At 55.7% G+C, this 19,581-nt stretch carries 15 protein-coding genes; 12 read left to right on the forward strand and 3 right to left on the reverse strand.

From position 1 onward, the window contains the following. Nucleotides 1-24 precede the first annotated feature (24 nt). From bcsE to bcsG, 3 genes are read left to right on the forward strand one after another with little or no spacing between them, the layout of a single operon-like run. Entirely contained in the window at nt 25-1,587 is a 1,563-nt protein-coding gene (gene bcsE, locus WFK85_RS09580) for a cellulose biosynthesis protein BcsE (RefSeq protein WP_336706642.1), read from the forward strand. Then, entirely contained in the window at nt 1,584-1,778 is a 195-nt protein-coding gene (bcsF, locus tag WFK85_RS09585; RefSeq protein WP_008460596.1) for a cellulose biosynthesis protein BcsF, read from the forward strand. The genes bcsE and bcsF overlap by 4 nt, the downstream gene beginning before the upstream one ends. Further along, entirely contained in the window at nt 1,771-3,453 is a 1,683-nt protein-coding gene (gene bcsG / locus WFK85_RS09590) for a cellulose biosynthesis protein BcsG (RefSeq protein WP_336706644.1), read from the forward strand. Before bcsF ends, bcsG begins: the two co-directional genes overlap by 8 nt. Nucleotides 3,454-3,625: 172 nt before the next feature. Here bcsG and WFK85_RS09595 read toward each other — a convergent pair whose 3' ends face one another. Next, entirely contained in the window at nt 3,626-4,288 is a 663-nt protein-coding gene (locus tag WFK85_RS09595) for an OmpA family lipoprotein (RefSeq protein ID WP_039298832.1), read from the reverse strand. A 154-nt stretch (nt 4,289-4,442) separates the two neighbouring features. On the opposite strand from WFK85_RS09595, the gene WFK85_RS09600 reads away from it, so the two are divergent. Then, the gene (locus tag WFK85_RS09600; RefSeq protein ID WP_336706645.1) at nt 4,443-6,773 is read left to right on the forward strand and encodes a molybdopterin guanine dinucleotide-containing S/N-oxide reductase; all 2,331 of its coding nucleotides are present in this window, start codon (nt 4,443-4,445) and stop codon (nt 6,771-6,773) included. Here WFK85_RS09600 and WFK85_RS09605 read toward each other — a convergent pair. After that, nucleotides 6,721-7,182: an N-acetyltransferase gene (locus WFK85_RS09605; protein ID WP_336706646.1), complete on the reverse strand. Its 462-nt coding sequence runs from the start codon at nt 7,180-7,182 to the stop codon at nt 6,721-6,723. The two genes, WFK85_RS09600 and WFK85_RS09605, sit on opposite strands and share 53 nt — an antisense overlap. After that, nucleotides 7,179-7,742: a DNA-3-methyladenine glycosylase I gene (gene tag / locus WFK85_RS09610; protein ID WP_336706648.1), complete on the reverse strand. Its 564-nt coding sequence runs from the start codon at nt 7,740-7,742 to the stop codon at nt 7,179-7,181. Before tag ends, WFK85_RS09605 begins: the two co-directional genes overlap by 4 nt. Before the next feature lie 359 nt (nt 7,743-8,101). Between tag and WFK85_RS09615 the strand changes: the two genes are divergently transcribed. The 8 genes from WFK85_RS09615 to dppF all read left to right on the forward strand — a co-directional run bounded on the left by WFK85_RS09615 (nt 8,102) and on the right by dppF (nt 19,463). Beyond that, nucleotides 8,102-9,310, forward strand: coding sequence for an L-lactate MFS transporter (locus WFK85_RS09615; protein ID WP_166878835.1), 1,209 nt, complete (start codon nt 8,102-8,104; stop codon nt 9,308-9,310). Between the two features lie 272 nt (nt 9,311-9,582). Continuing rightward, entirely contained in the window at nt 9,583-11,259 is a 1,677-nt protein-coding gene (locus WFK85_RS09620) for an LTA synthase family protein (protein WP_336706650.1), read from the forward strand. Nucleotides 11,260-11,450: 191 nt separating this feature from the next. Further along, on the forward strand, nt 11,451-13,133 hold the full coding sequence (gene eptB, locus WFK85_RS09625) for a kdo(2)-lipid A phosphoethanolamine 7''-transferase (protein ID WP_336706651.1): 1,683 nt from the start codon (nt 11,451-11,453) through the stop codon (nt 13,131-13,133). A 618-nt stretch (nt 13,134-13,751) separates the two neighbouring features. Continuing rightward, nucleotides 13,752-15,359, forward strand: a complete 1,608-nt coding sequence (gene dppA, locus WFK85_RS09630; protein ID WP_008457607.1) for a dipeptide ABC transporter periplasmic-binding protein DppA — start codon at nt 13,752-13,754, stop codon at nt 15,357-15,359. Nucleotides 15,360-15,533: 174 nt separating this feature from the next. After that, on the forward strand, nt 15,534-16,553 hold the full coding sequence (gene dppB, locus WFK85_RS09635) for a dipeptide ABC transporter permease DppB (protein WP_166994868.1): 1,020 nt from the start codon (nt 15,534-15,536) through the stop codon (nt 16,551-16,553). 9 nt (nt 16,554-16,562) lie between these two features. After that, nucleotides 16,563-17,465 (forward strand): dipeptide ABC transporter permease DppC, encoded by a 903-nt coding sequence (dppC, locus tag WFK85_RS09640; RefSeq protein WP_166994870.1) that lies wholly within the window; start codon nt 16,563-16,565, stop codon nt 17,463-17,465. A gap of 10 nt (nt 17,466-17,475) precedes the next feature. Beyond that, the gene (gene dppD / locus WFK85_RS09645; protein ID WP_008457613.1) at nt 17,476-18,459 is read left to right on the forward strand and encodes a dipeptide ABC transporter ATP-binding protein; all 984 of its coding nucleotides are present in this window, start codon (nt 17,476-17,478) and stop codon (nt 18,457-18,459) included. Then, nucleotides 18,456-19,463 (forward strand): dipeptide ABC transporter ATP-binding subunit DppF, encoded by a 1,008-nt coding sequence (dppF, locus tag WFK85_RS09650; protein ID WP_166994872.1) that lies wholly within the window; start codon nt 18,456-18,458, stop codon nt 19,461-19,463. Before dppD ends, dppF begins: the two co-directional genes overlap by 4 nt. Nucleotides 19,464-19,581: the final 118 nt, after the last annotated feature.

The raw sequence follows: 19,581 nt of genomic DNA on the forward strand, positions 1-19,581 counted from the left end.
ACTAATTTATCTCCAGGGGACGCCATGGAACCCATATTTTCGCTTGGCTTCCGTTCGTTGTGGAACGAATTGAACCACATGCCCGCAGGCGGCGTCTGGTGGCTGAACGTAGAAAGTCAGGATGATGCAATAAGTATTGTTAATCAAACAGTTGTCTCACAACAATCGACGGCAAAGGTTGCCGTCATTTCGATGTCAGCAAAGTCTGGGCAAGCCATAAAGCTCGATCCGACTAAAGGGCCAGAAAAAGTACGCCTTTTTACCATGCCCTCATCCCTCAATGGGCTCAACGCGCTGCGCCGCGATCTCATGTGCAGTATTAATCCTGAACACTACTTTTTTATACTCTTAAGCTCAGATAACGTCTGGGAAAATATTTCCCCAGAGGATTTACGTCATTGGCTCGCCGTAATGGGAAAATGGACTAAACGCAATAAGTGCAGTCTGCTTTTTGTTAATGTTGGAAATAACAATGATAAACAATTCTCATTATTAGTCAGCGAGCATCGCAGTCTTTCCGGGCTTGCCAGCCTACGGGCGCAAAGCGATATCCATCGCTATGACATCGCCTTTTGGTGTAATGAAAAAGGCGTTACTGCCGATCAGCAGCTCAACGTCCACTGGCAAAACGGGGCATGGCAGGTTGTAGAGGATGCCGAAAGCGCGCCTCAGCCGCGCAGCGATGAAAAAAGCGTCCTCAGCCACATTGCTGTTCTGGAAGGTGCTCCTGCCCTGTCGGAAAACTGGCAGCTCTTCGAAAACAATGAGCAACTGTTTGACGCCGCGCGAACTGCACAGGCCGCCACAATTATTTTCTCGCTCACCCAGAATAGCCAAATCAACAGTATCGCCCGCCAGATTCACGCCCTCCGCCGCCAGCGCGGCAGCGCGCTGAAACTGATCGTGCGAGAAAACCAGGCCAGCCTGCGAGCCACCGATGAACGACTTCTGCTGGGCTGCGGGGCAACGCTAATTATTCCGTGGAACGCCCCGCTTTCACGCTGCCTGACGATGATCGAAAGCGTGCAGGGTGTGAAATTCACTCGCCATGTCCCGGAAGACATTACCGTGCTCATCGACCAGATGCAGCCGCTAAAACTGCGCGGTTATCAGAAATGGGACGTTTTCTGCAACGGTATCGGGACGCTGATGAACAACGCCCTGCTGCCGGAGGATGGCAAAGGCGTGATGGTCGCACTGCGCCCGGTGCCGGGCCTGCGCGTTGAGCAGGCGCTGACGTTATGCCGTCCAAACCGCATGGGCGATATCGTGACCATCGGAGAAAACCGGCTGATGCTGTTCCTCTCCTTCTGCCGTATTAACGATCTCGATACCGCGTTGAACCATATTTTCCCGCTGCCGGTGAACGACCTTTTCACCAACCGCATGGTGTGGTTTGAAGACAGCCAAATCGCCGCCGAAATACTCCAAATGCAGGCCATGCGCCCGGAAAAATGGGTAAAACCGCTGGCCGCCACGCTCGACCTGAACAGCGTTCGCCATGCCAGCCACGAAGGGCATAGCTGGCGCAGGCAGCCCACGCCTGTGACGCTGCTGGATGACACCCCGAGGGAACAGACACAATGATGAACATCACAGACATCATTCAGCTCGTCGTGCTTTGCGCGATAGTTTTTTTTCCGCTGGGCTATACCGCTCATCGCTGGCTTCCCCGCTTTACCGCCGCGGTGCGGCTGATGTTTTTAAAACCACGCTACGTTAAACCGGCCGGGACGCTACGCCGACCTTCCGCCAGGGCAGACCATCAACATGACTAATCACTCTCAAACGGCAAAATCGCCGGCTCATTTTCTGCAGTACTGGCGTGGTCTGGGTGGCTGGAACTACTACTTCCTGTTGAAGTTCGGTTTGCTATGGACCGGTTACCTGAATTTTCACCCGCTGGCGAACCTGGTCTTTCTTGCCTTTTTGTTATTCCCGCTGCCGCCGCTGAAGCTGCACAAACTGCGTAACTGGATAGCCCTTCCCGTGGGGATCGGCCTTTTCTGGCACGATACCTGGCTGCCCGGCCTCGACAGCATGATGAGCCAGGGGAGCCAGGTCGTTGGCTTCAGTGCAGACTATCTTCTCGACCTGGTAACCCGCTTTATTAACTGGCAAATGATCGGCGCGGCGTTTGTGCTGCTGGTTGCCTGGCTTTTTGTCTCCCAGTGGCTGCGCGTCACGGTGTTTGTCGTGGCTATCCTGGTCTGGCTCAACGTGTTGACAGTGGCCGGCCCGGCTATCTCTTTACTGCCCTCCGCCTCACAAACAACGGCCTCCGTTAACGCCAGCGGTACCGCCGGGTCAACGGCCGCCGCCAATACTGCAGCACCTTCTTCCGGTGATATCCCGGCACAAACGGCCCCGCCGACAAGCGACAATATTACCGCCTGGCTGAACAACTTCTACGCCAGCGAAGCCAAACGGCAGACCAAATTCCCGGACGCACTGCCCGCTGACGCACAGCCCTTTGAGCTGCTGATCATCAATATTTGTTCCCTCTCATGGTCCGACATCGAGGCGGTAGGCCTCAGCTCGCACCCGCTGTGGAAACACTTCGATATTCTGTTCAAGAACTTCAACTCGGCGACCTCCTACAGCGGCCCGGCGGCTATCCGCCTGCTCCGCGCGAGCTGCGGGCAGTCGTCTCACAAAGGGCTTTATGAACCCGCCGGCAATCAATGCTATCTGTTTGATGACCTGGCCCGTCTCGGCTTCAAGCAGCAACTGATGATGGACCACAACGGCGTATTCGGTAACTTCCTGAAAGAAGTGCGGGAAAACGGCGGGATTCAGGTCCCACTGATGGATCAAAGCGGGTTGCCGAGCAATCTGCTGGCATTTGATAATTCGCCAATCTACGACGACACCGCCGTACTGCAGCGCTGGCTGCAGGGTGAGCAAAATGACGGCGCGAACCCGCGCACGGCCACCTTCTACAACCTGGTGCCGCTGCACGACGGTAACCATTACCCAGGCAACAGCAAAACAGCCGACTATAAGGCGCGGGCGCAGAAGCTGTTCGATGAGCTGGATTCTTTCCTGACCGAGCTTGAGAAGTCGAACCGCAAAGTCATGGTGGTGATTGTGCCGGAGCACGGTGCGGCGTTGAAAGGCGATAAAATGCAGGTTTCCGGGCTGCGTGACATCCCGAGTCCTGACATCACCCACGTGCCGGCAGGCGTGAAATTCATCGGCATGAAAGCACCGCACAGCGGCGATGCCATTGAAATCAACCAGCCAAGCAGCTATCTGGCGATTTCAGAACTGGTTTCCCGCTCGGTGGACGGCAAAAACTTTGTTGCCGACCAGGTGGACTGGAGCGCGCTCACCAGCAATCTGCCACAAACTGCCCCGGTTTCAGAAAACTCAACGGCAGTGGTACTGAAGTATCAGGATAAGCCTTATGTCCGCCTGAGCGGGGGTGACTGGGTACCGTATCCGCAATAATGTTTGTGTTTAGAAGATCAAAAACCGGTGCCTGGTGCGCCGGTTTTTTTTATGGCGAAAATCGAAAATACTGTGCAACAACTGCAATAAGTCTAAATCTTCAGCGAGATGGATTCCTGAAAGAAAAAGACGTCATATCGAGAGGCTGCCAAGCCCACTGCCGGACATTACGTTAGCCCAAAGGACTCAGGGTAATTTCTACGCGGCGATTTTGAGCTTTACCATCCGCGGTGCTGTTGCTGGCGATCGGGTTCGCCGGGCCTGCACCGGTGGTGCGAATACGACTGGCCTCAACGCCCTGGGTAATCAACGCGCTTCCTACGCCGTCTGCACGCTGCTGTGACAGGCGCATATTCAGCTCGTTACTGCCGGTGCTGTCGGTGTAACCGACCACGTTAACCGCCGTTTTTGGGTACTCTTTCAGCACCATCGCCACGCCGGTCAGTGTATTGGCACCCGCCGGTTTCAGGGTGGCGCTGCTGCTGTCGAAGGTGACATTGTTCGGCATATTCAGCACGATGTTATCGCCGCTGCGGGTCACGCTCACGCCGGTTCCGCGCATTTTGTCGCGCAGCTTAGCTTCCTGCACATCCATGTAGTAACCGACGCCGCCTCCGAGGGCTGCACCAGCCGCGGCGCCAATCAGCGCGCCCTTGCCGCGATCTTTCTTCGATGACGAAAGTGCCCCCACGCCCGCCCCAACCAGCGAGCCAATCCCGGCGCCTATGCCAGATTTTCCGGCCTGGCTTTCGCCGGTGTACGGATTGGTGGTGCAGCCGGAAACCGCTAAGGTGCCACACACGACGGCGGCGATAATCATGACGCGTTTTTTCATCTTATTTCCTTCTATCCTTATTCATCCTTTGCCGGATATGCGCCCGGCGATTGATTATGACGGCAAATCGTGTAGAAAATTCCGGTAAGAATTCTGAATAGTGAACATAAATACGCGGGCGTACAGCCCAGCACCTGCCATCGCGGAGCCCAAATTGGCCTATACATCGCCTGCACGTAAACAGATCCTCACCGCCGCACATTGGGGCCCCATGCTGGTCGAAACCGACGGGCAACGGGTTTACCACTCTCGCGGCGCGCTTGAAACCGGTCATCAAAACTCGCTACAAAGTGCCGTGCCCGACCAGGTTCACAGCAAAGCTCGCGTGGCGTTTCCTATGGCCCGAAAAGGGTTTCTGGCCTCTCCGGATAAGCCGCAGGGAGTTCGCGGTAAAGATGACTATGTCCGCATCAGTTGGGATGATGCCCTGACGTTGATTCACCAGCAGCACAAGCGCATTCGCGAGAGCCACGGTCCGGCGGCCATTTTCTCTGGTTCCTACGGCTGGCGATCCAACGGCGTGCTGCACAAAGCCTCCACGCTGCTTCAGCGCTACATGAGCCTCGCGGGCGGCTATACCGGGCATTCCGGCGACTACTCCACCGGTGCTGCGCAGGTGATCATGCCCTACGTGGTGGGCTCTAACGAGGTTTACCAGCAACAGACCAGCTGGCCGCTGCTGCTTGAGAACAGCGAAGTCGTGGTGCTGTGGAGCGCGAACCCGCTCAACACGCTGAAGATTGCCTGGAATGCCAGCGACGAACAGGGCGTGAAGTTCTTCGAACAGCTAAAAAACAGCGGCAAAACGATCGTCGCCATCGATCCGATGCGCTCTGAAACGGTGGATTTCTTCGGGGAACGAGCCGAATGGATCGCCCCCCATATGGGGACCGACGTAGCGCTGATGCTCGGCATTGCCCACACGCTGGTCATTCGCGGCAGGCACGACACCACCTTCCTTGCCCGCTGCACTTATGGCTATGACAAATTTGAAGCTTACCTGCTCGGCAACACGGACGGGACGCCTAAAAGCGCGGCCTGGGCGGCTGAGATCTGCGGTATCCCCGCGGTAACCATCGAAAATCTGGCCGATCTTTTCAGCCGCAAGCGCACCATGCTGATGGCGGGCTGGGGTATGCAGCGCCAGCAATACGGCGAACAGAAACACTGGATGCTGGTCACGCTGGCCGCCATGCTGGGCCAGATTGGCACCCCGGGCGGCGGCTTTGGCCTTTCCTACCACTTCGCCAACGGCGGCAACCCGACCCGCAGCGCGGCGGTTCTCGGTTCCCTCCAGGGATCGCTTAAGGGCGGCACCGATGCCGTGGAGAAAATCCCCGTGGCGCGCATCGTCGAAGCGCTGGAAAACCCCGGCAGGGATTACCAGCACAACGGGCAACGGCACACCTTTCCGGACATTCGTATGCTGTGGTGGGCCGGCGGCAGTAACTTCACCCATCATCAGGATACCAACCGCCTTGCCGCAGCCTGGCAAAAGCCTGAGCTGATCGTTATCTCCGAATGCTTCTGGACCGCAGCGGCAAAACACGCCGATATCGTTCTGCCAGTGACCACTTCGTTCGAGCGGAACGACATGACGATGACCGGTGATTACAGCAATCAGCATCTGGTCCCCATGAAACAGGTCGTCGCCCCGCAGGGAGAAGCGAGAAATGACTTTGATATTTTTGCCGAGCTAAGCGAACGATGGGAATCCGGCGGTGAAGCACGGTTCAGCGAAGGGAAAAGTGAGCTTGAATGGCTGGCGTCTTTCTATGATATCGCCCGTCAGCGCGGCGCTACGCAGCAGATTGAGCTCCCGGACTTCAGTGAGTTCTGGGCAGCTAACCAACTGATAGAAATGCCAGAAAATGCGAAAAATGCCGAATTTATTCGCTTTGCCGCTTTTCGGGACGATCCTGAGGCAAACCCACTCAAAACGCCGAGCGGTAAAATTGAGATCTACTCTGAGCGCATCGCCAGCTTTGGCTATGCCGACTGCCCGCCGCACCCAAGCTGGCTGGCACCAGACGAATGGCAGGGCAATGCCGCCTCCGGCCAGCTACAGCTACTTTCATCCCATCCGGCTCACCGCCTGCACAGCCAGCTGAACTATGCCGGACTGCGCGACCAGTACGCCATCGCCGGGCGAGAGCCTATCACGCTGCACCCGATTGACGCTAAAGCGCGCGGCATCGCTCACGGAGATTTAGTGCGGGTATGGAACGCTCGCGGGCAGGTGCTGGTTGGCGCTCAGGTAACCGATGGTATCAGGCCCGGCGTGGTGTGTATCCACCAGGGCGCATGGCCCGATCTGGATGAAGATCGGCTGTGTAAAAACGGCGCGGTTAACGTCCTCACCATGGATATTCCGTCTTCGCGGCTGGCCAACGGCTGCGCGGCAAATAACTCCCTCGTCTGGGCGGAGAAATTTACTGGTCCTGCCCCTGTCGTGACGGCGTTTGATCCGCCTGCCAGTTCATAATCCACGTCGGGTGCTGCGTTTCTTCCTGCCAGGCGCTCTCTTCAATATGAAAGCCGTGGCGGTGGTAGAAATGCACCGCCCGGCGATTTTTTTGATACACCTCGAGACTTAAGGCCGGGTATTCCGCCTTCACCTTCGTCAGCAATTCGCCGCCGATCCCCTGCCCGGCAAAAGAAGGCGCCACGAACAGCGCACCTATAAACTGCCGATCCATCACGCTGATAAACCCCACCATCTGCTGCTGGTGCAGATAAACCCACGTTTTTGACTGAGGAATATAGACATTGCGTACCAGGTTGAGGCTTTCGTACCAGTAACTTTCCGGGATAAACGGATGGCCGTCGATAGTACTTTCCAGCCAGAGCGCCATGAGTGCATCCATTTCCCCAATGTTAAACAGCTGGATCATTGGCGAAAATCAGGGTGGCAGAAGCAGCCCGTCACATGGTCATTGACCAGGCCGCAGGCTTGCATAAACGAATAGCAGATTGTCGATCCCACAAACTTAAACCCACGTTTTTTTAGCGCTTTAGACAGCGTATCTGACGTCGGCGTAAAGGCCGGGACCTCGCTGAGTGAAGCGGCATAGGACACCTGAGGTGTATGGTCGACAAATCCCCAGACAAAATCCGGGAAACTCTCGCCGTTAGCTTCCATCGCGAGGAAAGCTTTGGCGTTGGTGATGATCGCCTCGATTTTCCCTCGGTGGCGAATAATGCCGGCATCCTGCATCAGCACATCCACCTCTTCCGGCTGAATCAACGCCACGGCATAGGGGTCAAAATGTCTGAAACGCTGTCGATAATTTTCGCGTTTTTTCAACACGGTGATCCACGACAGCCCGGCCTGCTGGCCTTCCAGGCAAATCATCTCAAAGAGCTTCTGCCCGTCGGTAACCGGCACGCCCCACTCTGTGTCGTGATACTCCAGATACAGCGGATCCTGAGTGACCCAGCCACAACGTTCCATTTAGCTCTCCCTGTAACCTGCCGAGCGCGGGTAAATTTTACTTTCTGACAATAGTGAATCCGGGATATTTCGCAACCCTGAATGAGATCAAAGAAAGGGCACTTAACACCGGTAATTTTGCAAAATGTTAACTATATCTCATTTATGATTTAACATTTGATATACAGCAAACACGCACAACACAACGATAGCGAGCACTAACCAACAAAACATAAAGTGCAACGGGAAGGCCGTTCATACCGTTTCAGAGGCACTTCATTCCGTTCTTCATGCATTTCATGCCGTTTTTTCCTGGAATAAACGGCGCTTCGCTATCGTAGGCGGCAGATAACTTCCCTTAGATTCGCAGGACATCTGCCATGAACACTGCCACCTACAACCGTACTCGCTGGTTAACCCTCATCGGAACCATCATTACTCAGTTCGCGCTGGGTTCCGTTTATACCTGGAGCCTGTTCAACAGCGCGCTGTCCCAGAAACTGGACGCGCCAATCAGCCAGGTCGCCTTCTCCTTCGGCCTGCTGAGCCTTGGCCTCGCCATCTCTTCTTCCGTGGCGGGCAAACTGCAGGACCGCTTTGGCGTGCGTAAAGTCACCATGGCGGCGGGTGTGCTGCTCGGAGCCGGATTGTTCTTCACCGCACATGCCAACAACCTGATGATGCTCTGGCTCACGGCGGGCGTGCTGGTTGGCCTGGCGGACGGCGCTGGCTACCTGCTGACGCTGTCGAACTGCGTGAAGTGGTTCCCGGAACGTAAAGGCCTGATTTCTGCCTTCTCCATCGGCGCCTATGGCCTCGGCAGCCTCGGTTTTAAATACATTGATACCCACCTGCTGGCGGCCTACGGCCTGGAAAACACCTTTATGATTTGGGGTGGCCTGGCGATGGTGATGGTGCTGTTCGGCGCCACCATGATGAAAGATGCCCCGCTGCAGGAAACTAAATCCGCAAACGGCGCGGCAAAAACCGATTTCACTCTCGCTGAATCTATGCGCCAGCCGCAATACTGGATGCTGGCTCTGATGTTCCTCACCGCCTGCATGAGCGGCCTGTACGTTATCGGCGTTGCAAAAGATATCGCTCAGGGCATGGTTCACCTGGATGCAATGTCCGCCGCCAACGCGGTCACCGTTATCTCCATTGCTAACCTTAGCGGCCGCCTGGTGCTCGGTATCCTGTCCGATAAAATTGCCCGTATCCGCGTGATAACTATTGGTCAGGTGATTTCTCTGGTCGGTATGGCGGCCCTGCTGTTTGCCCCACTCAACGAAGCCACCTTCTTTGCGGCCATCGCCTGCGTTGCCTTTAACTTTGGCGGCACCATCACCGTTTACCCTTCGCTGGTCAGCGAATTCTTTGGCCTGAACAATCTGACCAAAAACTACGGCGTGATTTACCTGGGCTTCGGCATCGGCAGTATCTGCGGCTCTATCATCGCCTCGCTGTTCGGCGGCTTCTACGTGACCTTCTGCGTTATCTTCGCGCTGTTGATTCTGTCGCTGGCAATTTCCACCACGATTCGCCAGCCGGTACGCGCCGTACTCAATCACAAGCACGCCCACGCCTGATAGCCTCGTCACACCCATATTAAGGCCGCCGAATAGGGCGGCCTTAACGCAATTCATCCCCGCCTCGCTTGCCCTCTTCAAACAAAAACACAACCACAGCAATGAAATAACCGTCTTTGAGGAGACTTTTTCACCACAAGCTGTATTATCCCGGCCAGGATAAATCCCCTTCTAACCGCCTTATCCTCTTTTCACGCGTCAGGCCAGCAGAGGGATGTCTCTCCTAAGACAACATTTGCTATCCAGAACAGTCCCAAAGAGAAACGAGCATTATGGTACAAAAAACCAGCCGAAAATCACTCTGGACATATCTTTATGTCACATTGCTTCTAATTGCAGCCCTGATCATCATTGCGGGTAACTCTCCGCGCGATATCTACCCTCTTGTTATCGCGGCAAGTGCCTTCATTTTTACCTGCGGACTGTTTTATTTACTCTCCGCCAGAGTCATTTTTGCCATCGGGACCAGCAGCCTGCTGGTGATCCTGCTGCAATTTTGTAACCAGCTTAAGGTCCACTATTACAAAGACCAGCTGCTGTTTAGCGATTTTTACCTGATGGCCGATCCGGCCAATGCGGGCACGCTGCTGCATTATCCTTCCGCCGGTATCGCCGTTGCGGCAATGATAGCGCTGCTTATCCTGACGATTATTATCAGCTGGCGCGCCGTACCGCGGCGGAAAGGGATGCTCGCCCCGCTGATTGCCCTCGGCGTGATGCTGGGCTCGGCGTCGACGCTTAGCCACAGCGTAATGAAGAATCAGCACGACTGGGCCACCAAACTGCCTGGCGGAACCGGCGTGCTGTCAAACCTGGCGCTGTCTGGCATCCAGGCCAGCTATGACGCGCCAACGTTCCCTCAGGCGACGTCTCAGGAATTTATTTCCCGCGCGGCGGCGCTGAATAACAAGACAACCGCCTCAGCCAGCGTGAAGCCTGATATCGTTCTGCTGCTGCAGGAATCAACGGTGGATCCGCGCCTGTATAAAGTGCCTGATCCTCAATTACTGCCGCACTTCTCTATGTTTGAGCAGGACAATAAGGTGAAAGCCCACACGCTGATGCGCGTGCAAACCTTCGGGGGCGGCACCTGGCTGTCTGAGTTCGCAGCCTTAACCGGAATGCGCAGCGATGATTTCGGGGCGTTGAAAAATTCGGTGTTTTATTCCGCGGTCGATCACGTCAACGACAGCCTGTTTAAGCAGATGAAAGACAACGGTTATTACACCGTGGTGCTGACGCCATTCAACAAATCGGCCTATAACGCCGGCCACGCCTACACCATGATGGGCGTGGATAAAATTATCCAGCCGCAGGAGTTGGGCTACCCGGGTGATTTGGCAGATAACCTGTGGCACATTCCCACCGCAGATGTCCTGAGCTATGTTAAAAAGCTCCTTGCCAGCCACACCGATAAACCCGTGTTTGTTTATGCCTTAACGATGTATGAACACGGCCCTTATGACGCAGGGCATGCCGATGATTACCAGCTCACGTCGGCGATGAAGAACAAGGATGCCGCCGGGAAATTCAGCCATTACGTTGAGAAGATTAAAAACTCAGAAACCGCGCTGGCTGACTTCTTCCAGTTTGTTGACCAACGCCCGCGTCCGACCATGTTTATGTACTTTGGCGACCACCAGCCAGCCATAGACTGGGCCAATGGCTACACCACGGAACAGGATGATCCGGTCCATCTTTCACAATTCAGCCTGCGGGATAATTATAATGCCCCGCCGGTGGCTGACCTGGGCGCCATCACCGACATCGCTTTCCTTGGGGGGATGTTGCTCGAACAGGCCCAGCTAAAAGTGTCGCCGTTCTATCAGGCCAATATCGATATGCGCCATTTGTGCCAGGGCAGGCTGAATGATTGCCCGGACACAACGCTGTTTAATAGCTACCGGCATTATGTCTACGATGAACTGCATGCGGCCTCGAAGCCCTGATTCTCTCTGCTAAGCAGACGGCAAAAAGACCCCGGCCTAAAACTGGGGTCTTTTTTTGTTAAAAACCGGCCATTTCCTTCGAATTTTGCCCTCTCACCAGGAATCCTCTTCGTTTCACAAGCTTTTCAGAACTAGCTGGCGACTCCACGGTCTGAATAGCGCTTATATTTTATATCGCCTGGATGCCCTGCATGAATTACATAAAAACATTATCCCAGCAAAAACTGTGTCTCTTGCTGGGGGTATACATTGGCTGGTTTTTGAATATCTCTGTTTTCTACCAACGTTTTGATAGCCGTGCCCAGCTCTTCATCGCCTGGAAGGGCCTGGCCGCCGCGGCAGAGTTTTTCGCCTGCCTGCTGGTGACGTTTTTCCTGTTACGCCTGCTGTCGCTCTTTGGCCGCAATCTCTGGCGGGTGCTGGCCTCCTTCGTGGTGCTGTGTTCCGTGGCCGCCAGCTACTACATGACCTTCTTCAACGTGGTGATTGGCTACGGCATTATTGCCTCGGTGATGACCACCGATATCGATCTTTCTAAAGAAGTTGTGGGCTACCACTTTGCCATCTGGATGACGCTGGTCAGCGCTATCCCGCTGTTCCTTATCTGGTTCAACAGCGCCCAGGACACGCTGCTTCAGCAGTTGAAAACCCCCGGCCAGCGCATCAAAAACATCGCTATCCTGCTCTGCGCGGGGCTGCTGGTTTGGGCGCCTCTGCGTATGCTGGGTGAAATGCAGTCCGACGATGAGCAAGGTTCAACGACGGATATGGCAAGTTACGGCGGGGTGGTGGCCAGCTCCTATGTGCCGGTCAACTGGGTTTCCTCCCTGGGGCTGTTTGCCTGGGCGAATGCCGATGAATCCACCGGCAACGGTTCGCTAATGAACCCGACGAAAAAGTTCACCTACGTCACACCGCCGGGACTGGACGACGCTTATGTGGTGTTTATTATTGGCGAAACCACGCGCTGGGATCATATGGGAATATTGGGCTATGGCCGTGACACCACGCCGAACCTCGCCAAAGAGAAAAATCTGGTCGCCTTCCGCGGGGAATCCTGCGACACCGCAACCAAGCTATCGCTGCGCTGCATGTTCGTCCGCGAAGGCGGGGCAGAAGATAACCCTCAGCGTACTCTGAAAGAGCAAAACATCTTCGCGGTCTTAAAACAGCTGGGGTTTAGTACCGACCTTTACGCCATGCAGAGCGAAATTTGGTTCTACAAAAACGCCATGCCGGACACCCTTGCCTTCCGCGAACAAATCGCCGCCGAGCCCCGCAATCGCGGTAAAACCGTGGACGACATGCTGCTGGTTGATGAGATGAAGCAATCCCTCGAGCAGAATCCTGACGGCAAACATCTGATCATTCTGCATACCAAAGGCTCCCACTTCTCCTATGCCCAGCGCTACCCACGCAGCTTTGCGAAATGGACGCCAGAATGCATTGATATTGGCAAAGGCTGTTCAAAGGAGATGCTGATTAACGCCTTTGATAATTCGGTCCTGTATGTTGATACGATGATAGACAGCGTGCTCGACCAGCTTCGCGATAAGAAAGCGATAGTCTTCTACGCCGCCGACCACGGCGAATCCATCAGCGATTCCATGCACCTGCACGGCACGCCGCGTAAAATGGCACCGCCGGAACAATTCCGCGTCCCGCTGCTGGTTTGGGCCTCGGATAAATACCTGGCCAATCCAACGGCTGCCGCCGCCTTTAAACATCTGCAAGAGCAGGCAGCCATGAAGGTGCCGCATCGCCACGTTGAGTTGTTCGACACCATTCTCGGTTGCCTGGGCTACACCTCGCCTAACGGCGGGATTAATCAGAGTAACAACTGGTGCCACCTGCCGGATAAAGCCGTGAATTAATATCCACGCCGCATCCAACAATTAAATAAAACACTCCGTGCTACGGAGTGTTTTTATATTTTGAACCTCGCCGTTTATTCGCCTCAGTTTCTGCCAGTTTTGCCTCTGCCAGGCCCGATTAATTCATCGTATTTGGTTATGGAAAAGCATGGTTTTTTGCGCCGCCGCTTATGATGGCAGACAGCATTTTCCGCTGTGAGCGATGCAGATCACAAAATAAATCGTGCAACAATTCATCGTTTAACACAAAATTTTACCTATTCCGGACAATCGGTTCGCGCTATAGGTTGCAAATTAAGCAGTGCAATATTCTGGTAACAAGCCTGTAGCATAAATTTCCCTGCTGGAAATGTCCCCGGAAGGTTTTTTTAATCTTTGCCCGCCGAATCCCACCTTGCTTGTAAATCCCCGTGACCTGTATTGACGTTTCCTTAATCTGTTGACAGATTGTAGGACGAGAGGGGCTATTTACGGACCGTCTGTGCTACCTCCATGCATGACTCGCGAAAGGAACTGCTAGCCTCACCACCGCCTCCGGGCACACCGTACCGACCACCCACCAATAACAATGGTCAGACGGTTACAAAACACAACACGACACATAATTGGAGCAGAATAATGAGTATTTCCTTGAAGAAGTCAGGGATGCTGAAATTTGGTCTGAGCCTGGTTGCCATGACCGTTGCAGCAAGCGTACAAGCCAAAACCCTGGTTTATTGTTCAGAAGGTTCCCCAGAGGGCTTTAACCCACAGCTGTTCACTTCCGGCACGACTTACGATGCCAGCTCCGTACCGATTTATAACCGTCTGGTGGAATTTAAAACCGGCACCACCGAAATCATCCCAGGCCTGGCTGAAAAATGGGACGTTAGCCCGGACGGTAAAACCTACACCTTCCACCTGCGTAAAGGCGTGAAGTGGCAGGACAATAAAGACTTCAAACCGACTCGCGATTTCAACGCCGACGACGTTGTGTTCTCCTTCGACCGTCAGAAAAACAAAGACAACCCGTATCACAAAGTCTCTGGCGGCAGCTACGAATACTTCGAAGGTATGGGCCTGCCTGACCTGATCACCGAGATCAAGAAAGTCGACGATAACACCGTGCAGTTCGTGCTGGCTCGCCCAGAAGCGCCGTTCCTCGCGGATATGGCCATGGACTTCGCCTCTATTCTTTCTAAAGAATATGCGGACAACATGATGAAAGCCGGCACCCCGGAAAAAACAGACCTGAACCCAATTGGTACCGGTCCATTCCAGCTGCTGCAGTACCAGAAAGACTCCCGTATTCTGTATAAAGCCTTCCCGGGCTACTGGGGTACCAAGCCGCAGATCGATCGCCTGGTCTTCTCCATCACGCCTGACGCTTCCGTGCGTTATGCCAAACTGCAGAAAAACGAATGTCAGGTGATGCCGTTCCCGAACCCGGCCGACATTGCCCGTATGAAAGAAGACAAGAACATCAATCTGATGGAACAGGCTGGCCTGAATGTGGGCTATCTCTCCTTCAACACCGAGAAGAAGCCGTTTGACGACGTGAAAGTGCGTCAGGCGCTGACCTACGCGGTGAACAAAGAAGCGATCATTAAAGCCGTTTATCAGGGCGCGGGCACCGCGGCTAAAAACCTGATCCCACCAACCATGTGGGGCTACAACAATGACGTGAAGGACTACACCTACGATCCTGAAAAAGCGAAAGCGCTGCTGAAAGAAGCGGGTCAGGACAAAGGCTTCACCGTTGACCTGTGGGCGATGCCAGTTCAGCGTCCATACAACCCGAACGCTCGCCGCATGGCTGAGATGATTCAGGCTGACTGGGCGAAAGTTGGCGTGACCGCCAAAATCGTGACCTACGAGTGGGGCGAGTACCTGAAGCGTGCTAAAGCCGGTGAACACCAGGCCGTCATGATGGGCTGGACCGGCGACAATGGGGATCCGGATAACTTCTTCGCCACCCTGTTCAGCTGCGCCGCGGCGAAAGACGGTTCCAACTACTCTCGCTGGTGCTACAAGCCGTTTGAAGATCTGATTCAGCCGGCTCGCGCCACCGACGACCACAACAAGCGTGTTGAACTGTACAAACAGGCTCAGGTTGTGATGCACGATCAGGCGCCAGCGCTGATCATCGCTCACTCCACCGTGTTCGAGCCAGTGCGTAAAGAAGTTAAAGGCTACGTGGTTGATCCACTGGGCAAACACCACTTCGAAAACGTGTCCGTCGAATAATAAAAGTAACGTGCTTTATTCCCTCTCCCCCATGGGGAGAGGGTTAGGGTGAGGGGTATTGGCGTTGTCCATCCTCACCCCGACCCTCTCCCTCAAAGGGAGAGGGGGAAACATTTGTGAGCAATACAGACGGAACAGTTACCAGGCTTTCCGTCACTACAGAGAATCCGGGATATGCTGCAGTTCATCCTCCGACGACTGGGGTTAGTCATCCCCACGTTTATAGGTATTACCCTACTCACCTTCGCTTTCGTGCATATGATCCCCGGAGACCCGGTGATGATCATGGCCGGAGAGCGCGGTATTTCTCCTGAGCGTCATGCCCAACTGCTGGCCGAGATGGGTCTCGACAAGCCAATGTGGCAGCAGTACCTCCATTACATCTGGGGCGTAATGCATGGCGATCTGGGCATTTCATTAAAGAGCCGCCTCCCGGTTTGGGACGAGTTCGTGCCGCGCTTTAAAGCGACGCTGGAACTCGGCATCTGCGCGATGATTTTCGCCGTTGCCGTCGGCATTCCGGTGGGCGTTATGGCCGCCGTGAAGCGTGGTTCAATCTTCGACCACACCGCCGTGGGCCTCGCGCTGACCGGCTATTCCATGCCAATTTTCTGGTGGGGTATGATGCTCATCATGCTGGTATCGGTGCACTGGAACCTGACGCCAGTGTCCGGGCGCATCAGCGACACCGTGTTCCTTGATGACTCCCTGCCGCTCACCGGATTTGCGCTGATAGATACCGCTATCTGGGGCCAGCCGGGTGATTTTATTGACGCCGTCGCCCACATGATTTTGCCTGCCATTGTGCTGGGCACTATTCCGCTGGCGGTTATCGTGCGTATGACCCGCTCTTCCATGCTGGAAGTGCTGGGCGAAGACTACATCCGTACCGCTCGCGCCAAGGGTCTGACCCGCATGCGCGTGATCGTGGTTCATGCCCTGCGCAACGCGATGCTGCCGGTCGTCACGGTTATCGGCCTGCAGGTCGGTACTCTGCTGGCGGGCGCCATCCTGACGGAAACGATCTTCTCCTGGCCGGGTCTTGGCCGCTGGCTCATTGACGCTCTGCAGCGTCGTGACTACCCGGTAGTCCAGGGCGGCGTGCTGCTGGTGGCGACGATGATTATCCTCGTCAACCTGCTGGTAGACCTGCTGTACGGCGTGGTGAACCCGCGTATACGCCATAAGAAATAAGGGGCCATCATGACGCAACTGACAGAAAACAAAGTGGTGGCAGCACCCAAGCCGATGACGCCTTTCCAGGAGTTCTGGCACTACTTCAAACGCAATAAAGGGGCGGTGATCGGCCTGGTGTACGTCGCCATCATGATCTTCATCGCCGTCTTCGCTAACTTCCTCGCGCCCCACGCGCCAGCGGAGCAGTTCCGCGACGCGCTGTTGCACCCGCCGGTGTGGCAGGAAGGCGGGAGCTGGAGCTACATCCTCGGCACCGACGACGTCGGTCGCGATGTGCTGTCCCGCCTGATGTACGGCGCTCGCCTGTCGCTGCTGGTCGGCTGCCTGGTGGTTGTCCTGTCGCTGGTGATGGGGATTATGCTGGGCCTGGTCGCCGGTTACTTCGGCGGCGTGGTCGACAACATCATCATGCGCGTGGTCGATATCATGCTGGCACTGCCAAGCCTTCTGCTGGCGCTGGTGCTGGTGGCTATCTTCGGCCCGTCCATCGGCAACGCCGCGCTGGCGCTAACCTTCGTCGCGCTGCCGCACTATGTGCGTTTAACGCGTGCTGCGGTGCTGGTGGAAGTTAACCGCGACTACGTGACCGCCTCCCGAGTGGCGGGCGCTGGCCCGGTTCGCCAGATGTTTGTGAATATCTTCCCGAATACCCTTGCGCCGCTGATCGTTCAGGCGTCGCTCGGCTTCTCAAACGCCATTCTCGATATGGCCGCTCTTGGCTTCCTCGGCATGGGTGCGCAGCCGCCAACACCGGAGTGGGGCACCATGCTCGCCGACGTGTTGCAGTTCGCGCAGAGTGCCTGGTGGGTTGTGACCTTCCCAGGTCTGGCAATCCTGCTAACGGTGCTGGCATTTAACCTGATGGGTGACGGTCTGCGTGACGCGCTCGATCCCAAACTGAAGCAGTAAGAGGTTCGAGATGGCGTTATTAAATGTAGATAAATTATCGGTGCACTTCGGCGACGAAGACGCACCGTTCCGTGCCGTGGACCGCATCAGCTATAGCGTGGATCAGGGGCAGGTTGTCGGCATCGTGGGCGAGTCCGGCTCCGGTAAATCCGTCAGCTCGCTGGCGATTATGGGGCTTATTGACTTCCCTGGCCGGGTGATGCCGGAAAAACTGGAATTCAACGGCCGGGATCTGAAGCGCATTTCTGAGAAAGAGCGCCGCAACCTGGTGGGCGCCGAAGTGGCGATGATCTTCCAGGACCCGATGACCAGCCTGAACCCGTGCTACACCGTCGGTTTCCAGATTATGGAAGCCATTAAGGTGCACCAGGGGGGTAACAAGAAAACCCGCCGCCAGCGCGCAATCGACCTGCTGACCCAGGTGGGTATTCCTGACCCGGCTTCACGTCTCGACGTTTACCCGCACCAGCTTTCCGGCGGGATGAGCCAGCGCGTGATGATCGCCATGGCGATCGCCTGTCGTCCTAAGCTGCTGATCGCCGATGAGCCAACCACCGCGCTCGACGTAACTATTCAGGCGCAGATCATCGAACTGCTGCTGGAGCTGCAGCAAAAAGAGAACATGGCGCTGATCCTGATCACCCATGATCTCGCGCTGGTTGCCGAAGCCGCCCATAAAATCATCGTGATGTACGCAGGGCAGGTTGTGGAAGCGGGTTCGTCCCACGATATCTTCCGCGCGCCGCGTCACCCGTACACCCAGGCTCTGCTCCGTGCGCTGCCGGAATTTGCTCAGGATAAAGCGCGTCTGGCCTCGCTGCCGGGCGTAGTACCGGGCAAATACGACCGCCCGAACGGCTGCCTGCTGAACCCACGCTGCCCGTATGCGACCGACAAATGCCGCAGCGAAGAGCCAGCGTTAACCCTGCTGGCAGACGGGCGTCAGTCCAAATGCCACTACCCACTCGATGATGCCGGGAGGCCAACCCTATGAGTACCCCACAGGCCACCGCGCAACCGCTGTTGCAGGCCATCGACCTGAAAAAACATTACCCGGTGAAGAAGGGCTTTTTCGCTCCTGAACGCCTGGTAAAAGCGCTGGACGGCGTAAGCTTTACCCTCGAACGCGGCAAAACGCTGGCGGTCGTCGGTGAATCCGGCTGCGGGAAATCCACCCTCGGCCGCCTGCTGACCATGATCGAAGTGCCGACCGGCGGGGAGCTTTACTACCAGGGCCAGGATCTGCTGATCCCGGACGCCTCGGCGGAAAAGCTGCGCCGGCAGAAAATCCAGATCGTCTTCCAGAACCCCTATGGCTCGCTGAACCCGCGTAAAAAAGTGGGGCAGATCCTGGAAGAGCCGCTGCAAATCAACACCAGCCTGAGCAAAGCCGAGCGCCGCGAAAAAGCGCTGGAGATGATGGCGAAAGTGGGTCTGAAAACCGAGCACTACGACCGCTATCCGCACATGTTCTCCGGCGGCCAGCGCCAGCGTATCGCTATCGCTCGGGGCCTGATGCTTGACCCGGACGTGGTGATTGCCGATGAGCCGGTCTCCGCACTCGACGTGTCGGTGCGTGCTCAGGTACTGAACCTGATGATGGATCTGCAGCAGGATCTGGGGCTGTCCTACGTGTTCATCTCCCACGACCTGTCGGTGGTAGAGCACATCGCCGATGAAGTGATGGTGATGTACCTCGGCCGCTGCGTGGAGAAGGGCAGCAAAGAGCAAATCTTCTCCAACCCGCGCCACCCGTACACCCAGGCGCTGCTGTCCGCCACGCCGCGCCTGAACCCGGACGAACGTCGCGAACGCATCAAGCTGACCGGCGAGCTGCCAAGCCCGCTGAACCCGCCGCCGGGCTGCGCCTTTAACGCCCGCTGCAGCCGTCGCTTCGGGCCATGCACCCAGCTCCAGCCGCAGCTGAAAGACTACGGCAATGGCCAGCTGGTGGCGTGTTTCGCAGTTGACCAGGATGTGAACGGGGAACTGCGTTAATCGTTTTCACCCTCTCCTTAAAAGGAGAGGGTTTTTTCACAACATATTGATTAATTTATTTTTTCCAAGAAAACCTGGCAGACTCCCGTATTATTCCCCCACAGAAACAGTGAAATCA

The organism is Cedecea sp. VD22 (assembly GCF_037150195.1).
Classification (GTDB): domain Bacteria; phylum Pseudomonadota; class Gammaproteobacteria; order Enterobacterales; family Enterobacteriaceae; genus Cedecea.

Bases quoted from the DNA above. Each gene is read 5' to 3' on its own strand.
- bcsE (WP_336706642.1), top strand. From the start codon at position 25: ATGGAACCCATATTTTCGCTTGGCTTCCGTTCGTTGTGGAACGAATTG.
- bcsF (WP_008460596.1), top strand. From the start codon at position 1,584: ATGATGAACATCACAGACATCATTCAGCTCGTCGTGCTTTGCGCGATA.
- bcsG (WP_336706644.1), top strand. From the start codon at position 1,771: ATGACTAATCACTCTCAAACGGCAAAATCGCCGGCTCATTTTCTGCAG.
- WFK85_RS09595 (WP_039298832.1), bottom strand. From the start codon at position 4,288: ATGAAAAAACGCGTCATGATTATCGCCGCCGTCGTGTGTGGCACCTTA.
- WFK85_RS09605 (WP_336706646.1), bottom strand. From the start codon at position 7,182: ATGATCCAGCTGTTTAACATTGGGGAAATGGATGCACTCATGGCGCTC.
- tag (WP_336706648.1), bottom strand. From the start codon at position 7,742: ATGGAACGTTGTGGCTGGGTCACTCAGGATCCGCTGTATCTGGAGTAT.
- WFK85_RS09615 (WP_166878835.1), top strand. From the start codon at position 8,102: ATGAACACTGCCACCTACAACCGTACTCGCTGGTTAACCCTCATCGGA.
- WFK85_RS09620 (WP_336706650.1), top strand. From the start codon at position 9,583: ATGGTACAAAAAACCAGCCGAAAATCACTCTGGACATATCTTTATGTC.
- eptB (WP_336706651.1), top strand. From the start codon at position 11,451: ATGAATTACATAAAAACATTATCCCAGCAAAAACTGTGTCTCTTGCTG.
- dppA (WP_008457607.1), top strand. From the start codon at position 13,752: ATGAGTATTTCCTTGAAGAAGTCAGGGATGCTGAAATTTGGTCTGAGC.
- dppB (WP_166994868.1), top strand. From the start codon at position 15,534: ATGCTGCAGTTCATCCTCCGACGACTGGGGTTAGTCATCCCCACGTTT.
- dppC (WP_166994870.1), top strand. From the start codon at position 16,563: ATGACGCAACTGACAGAAAACAAAGTGGTGGCAGCACCCAAGCCGATG.
- dppD (WP_008457613.1), top strand. From the start codon at position 17,476: ATGGCGTTATTAAATGTAGATAAATTATCGGTGCACTTCGGCGACGAA.
- dppF (WP_166994872.1), top strand. From the start codon at position 18,456: ATGAGTACCCCACAGGCCACCGCGCAACCGCTGTTGCAGGCCATCGAC.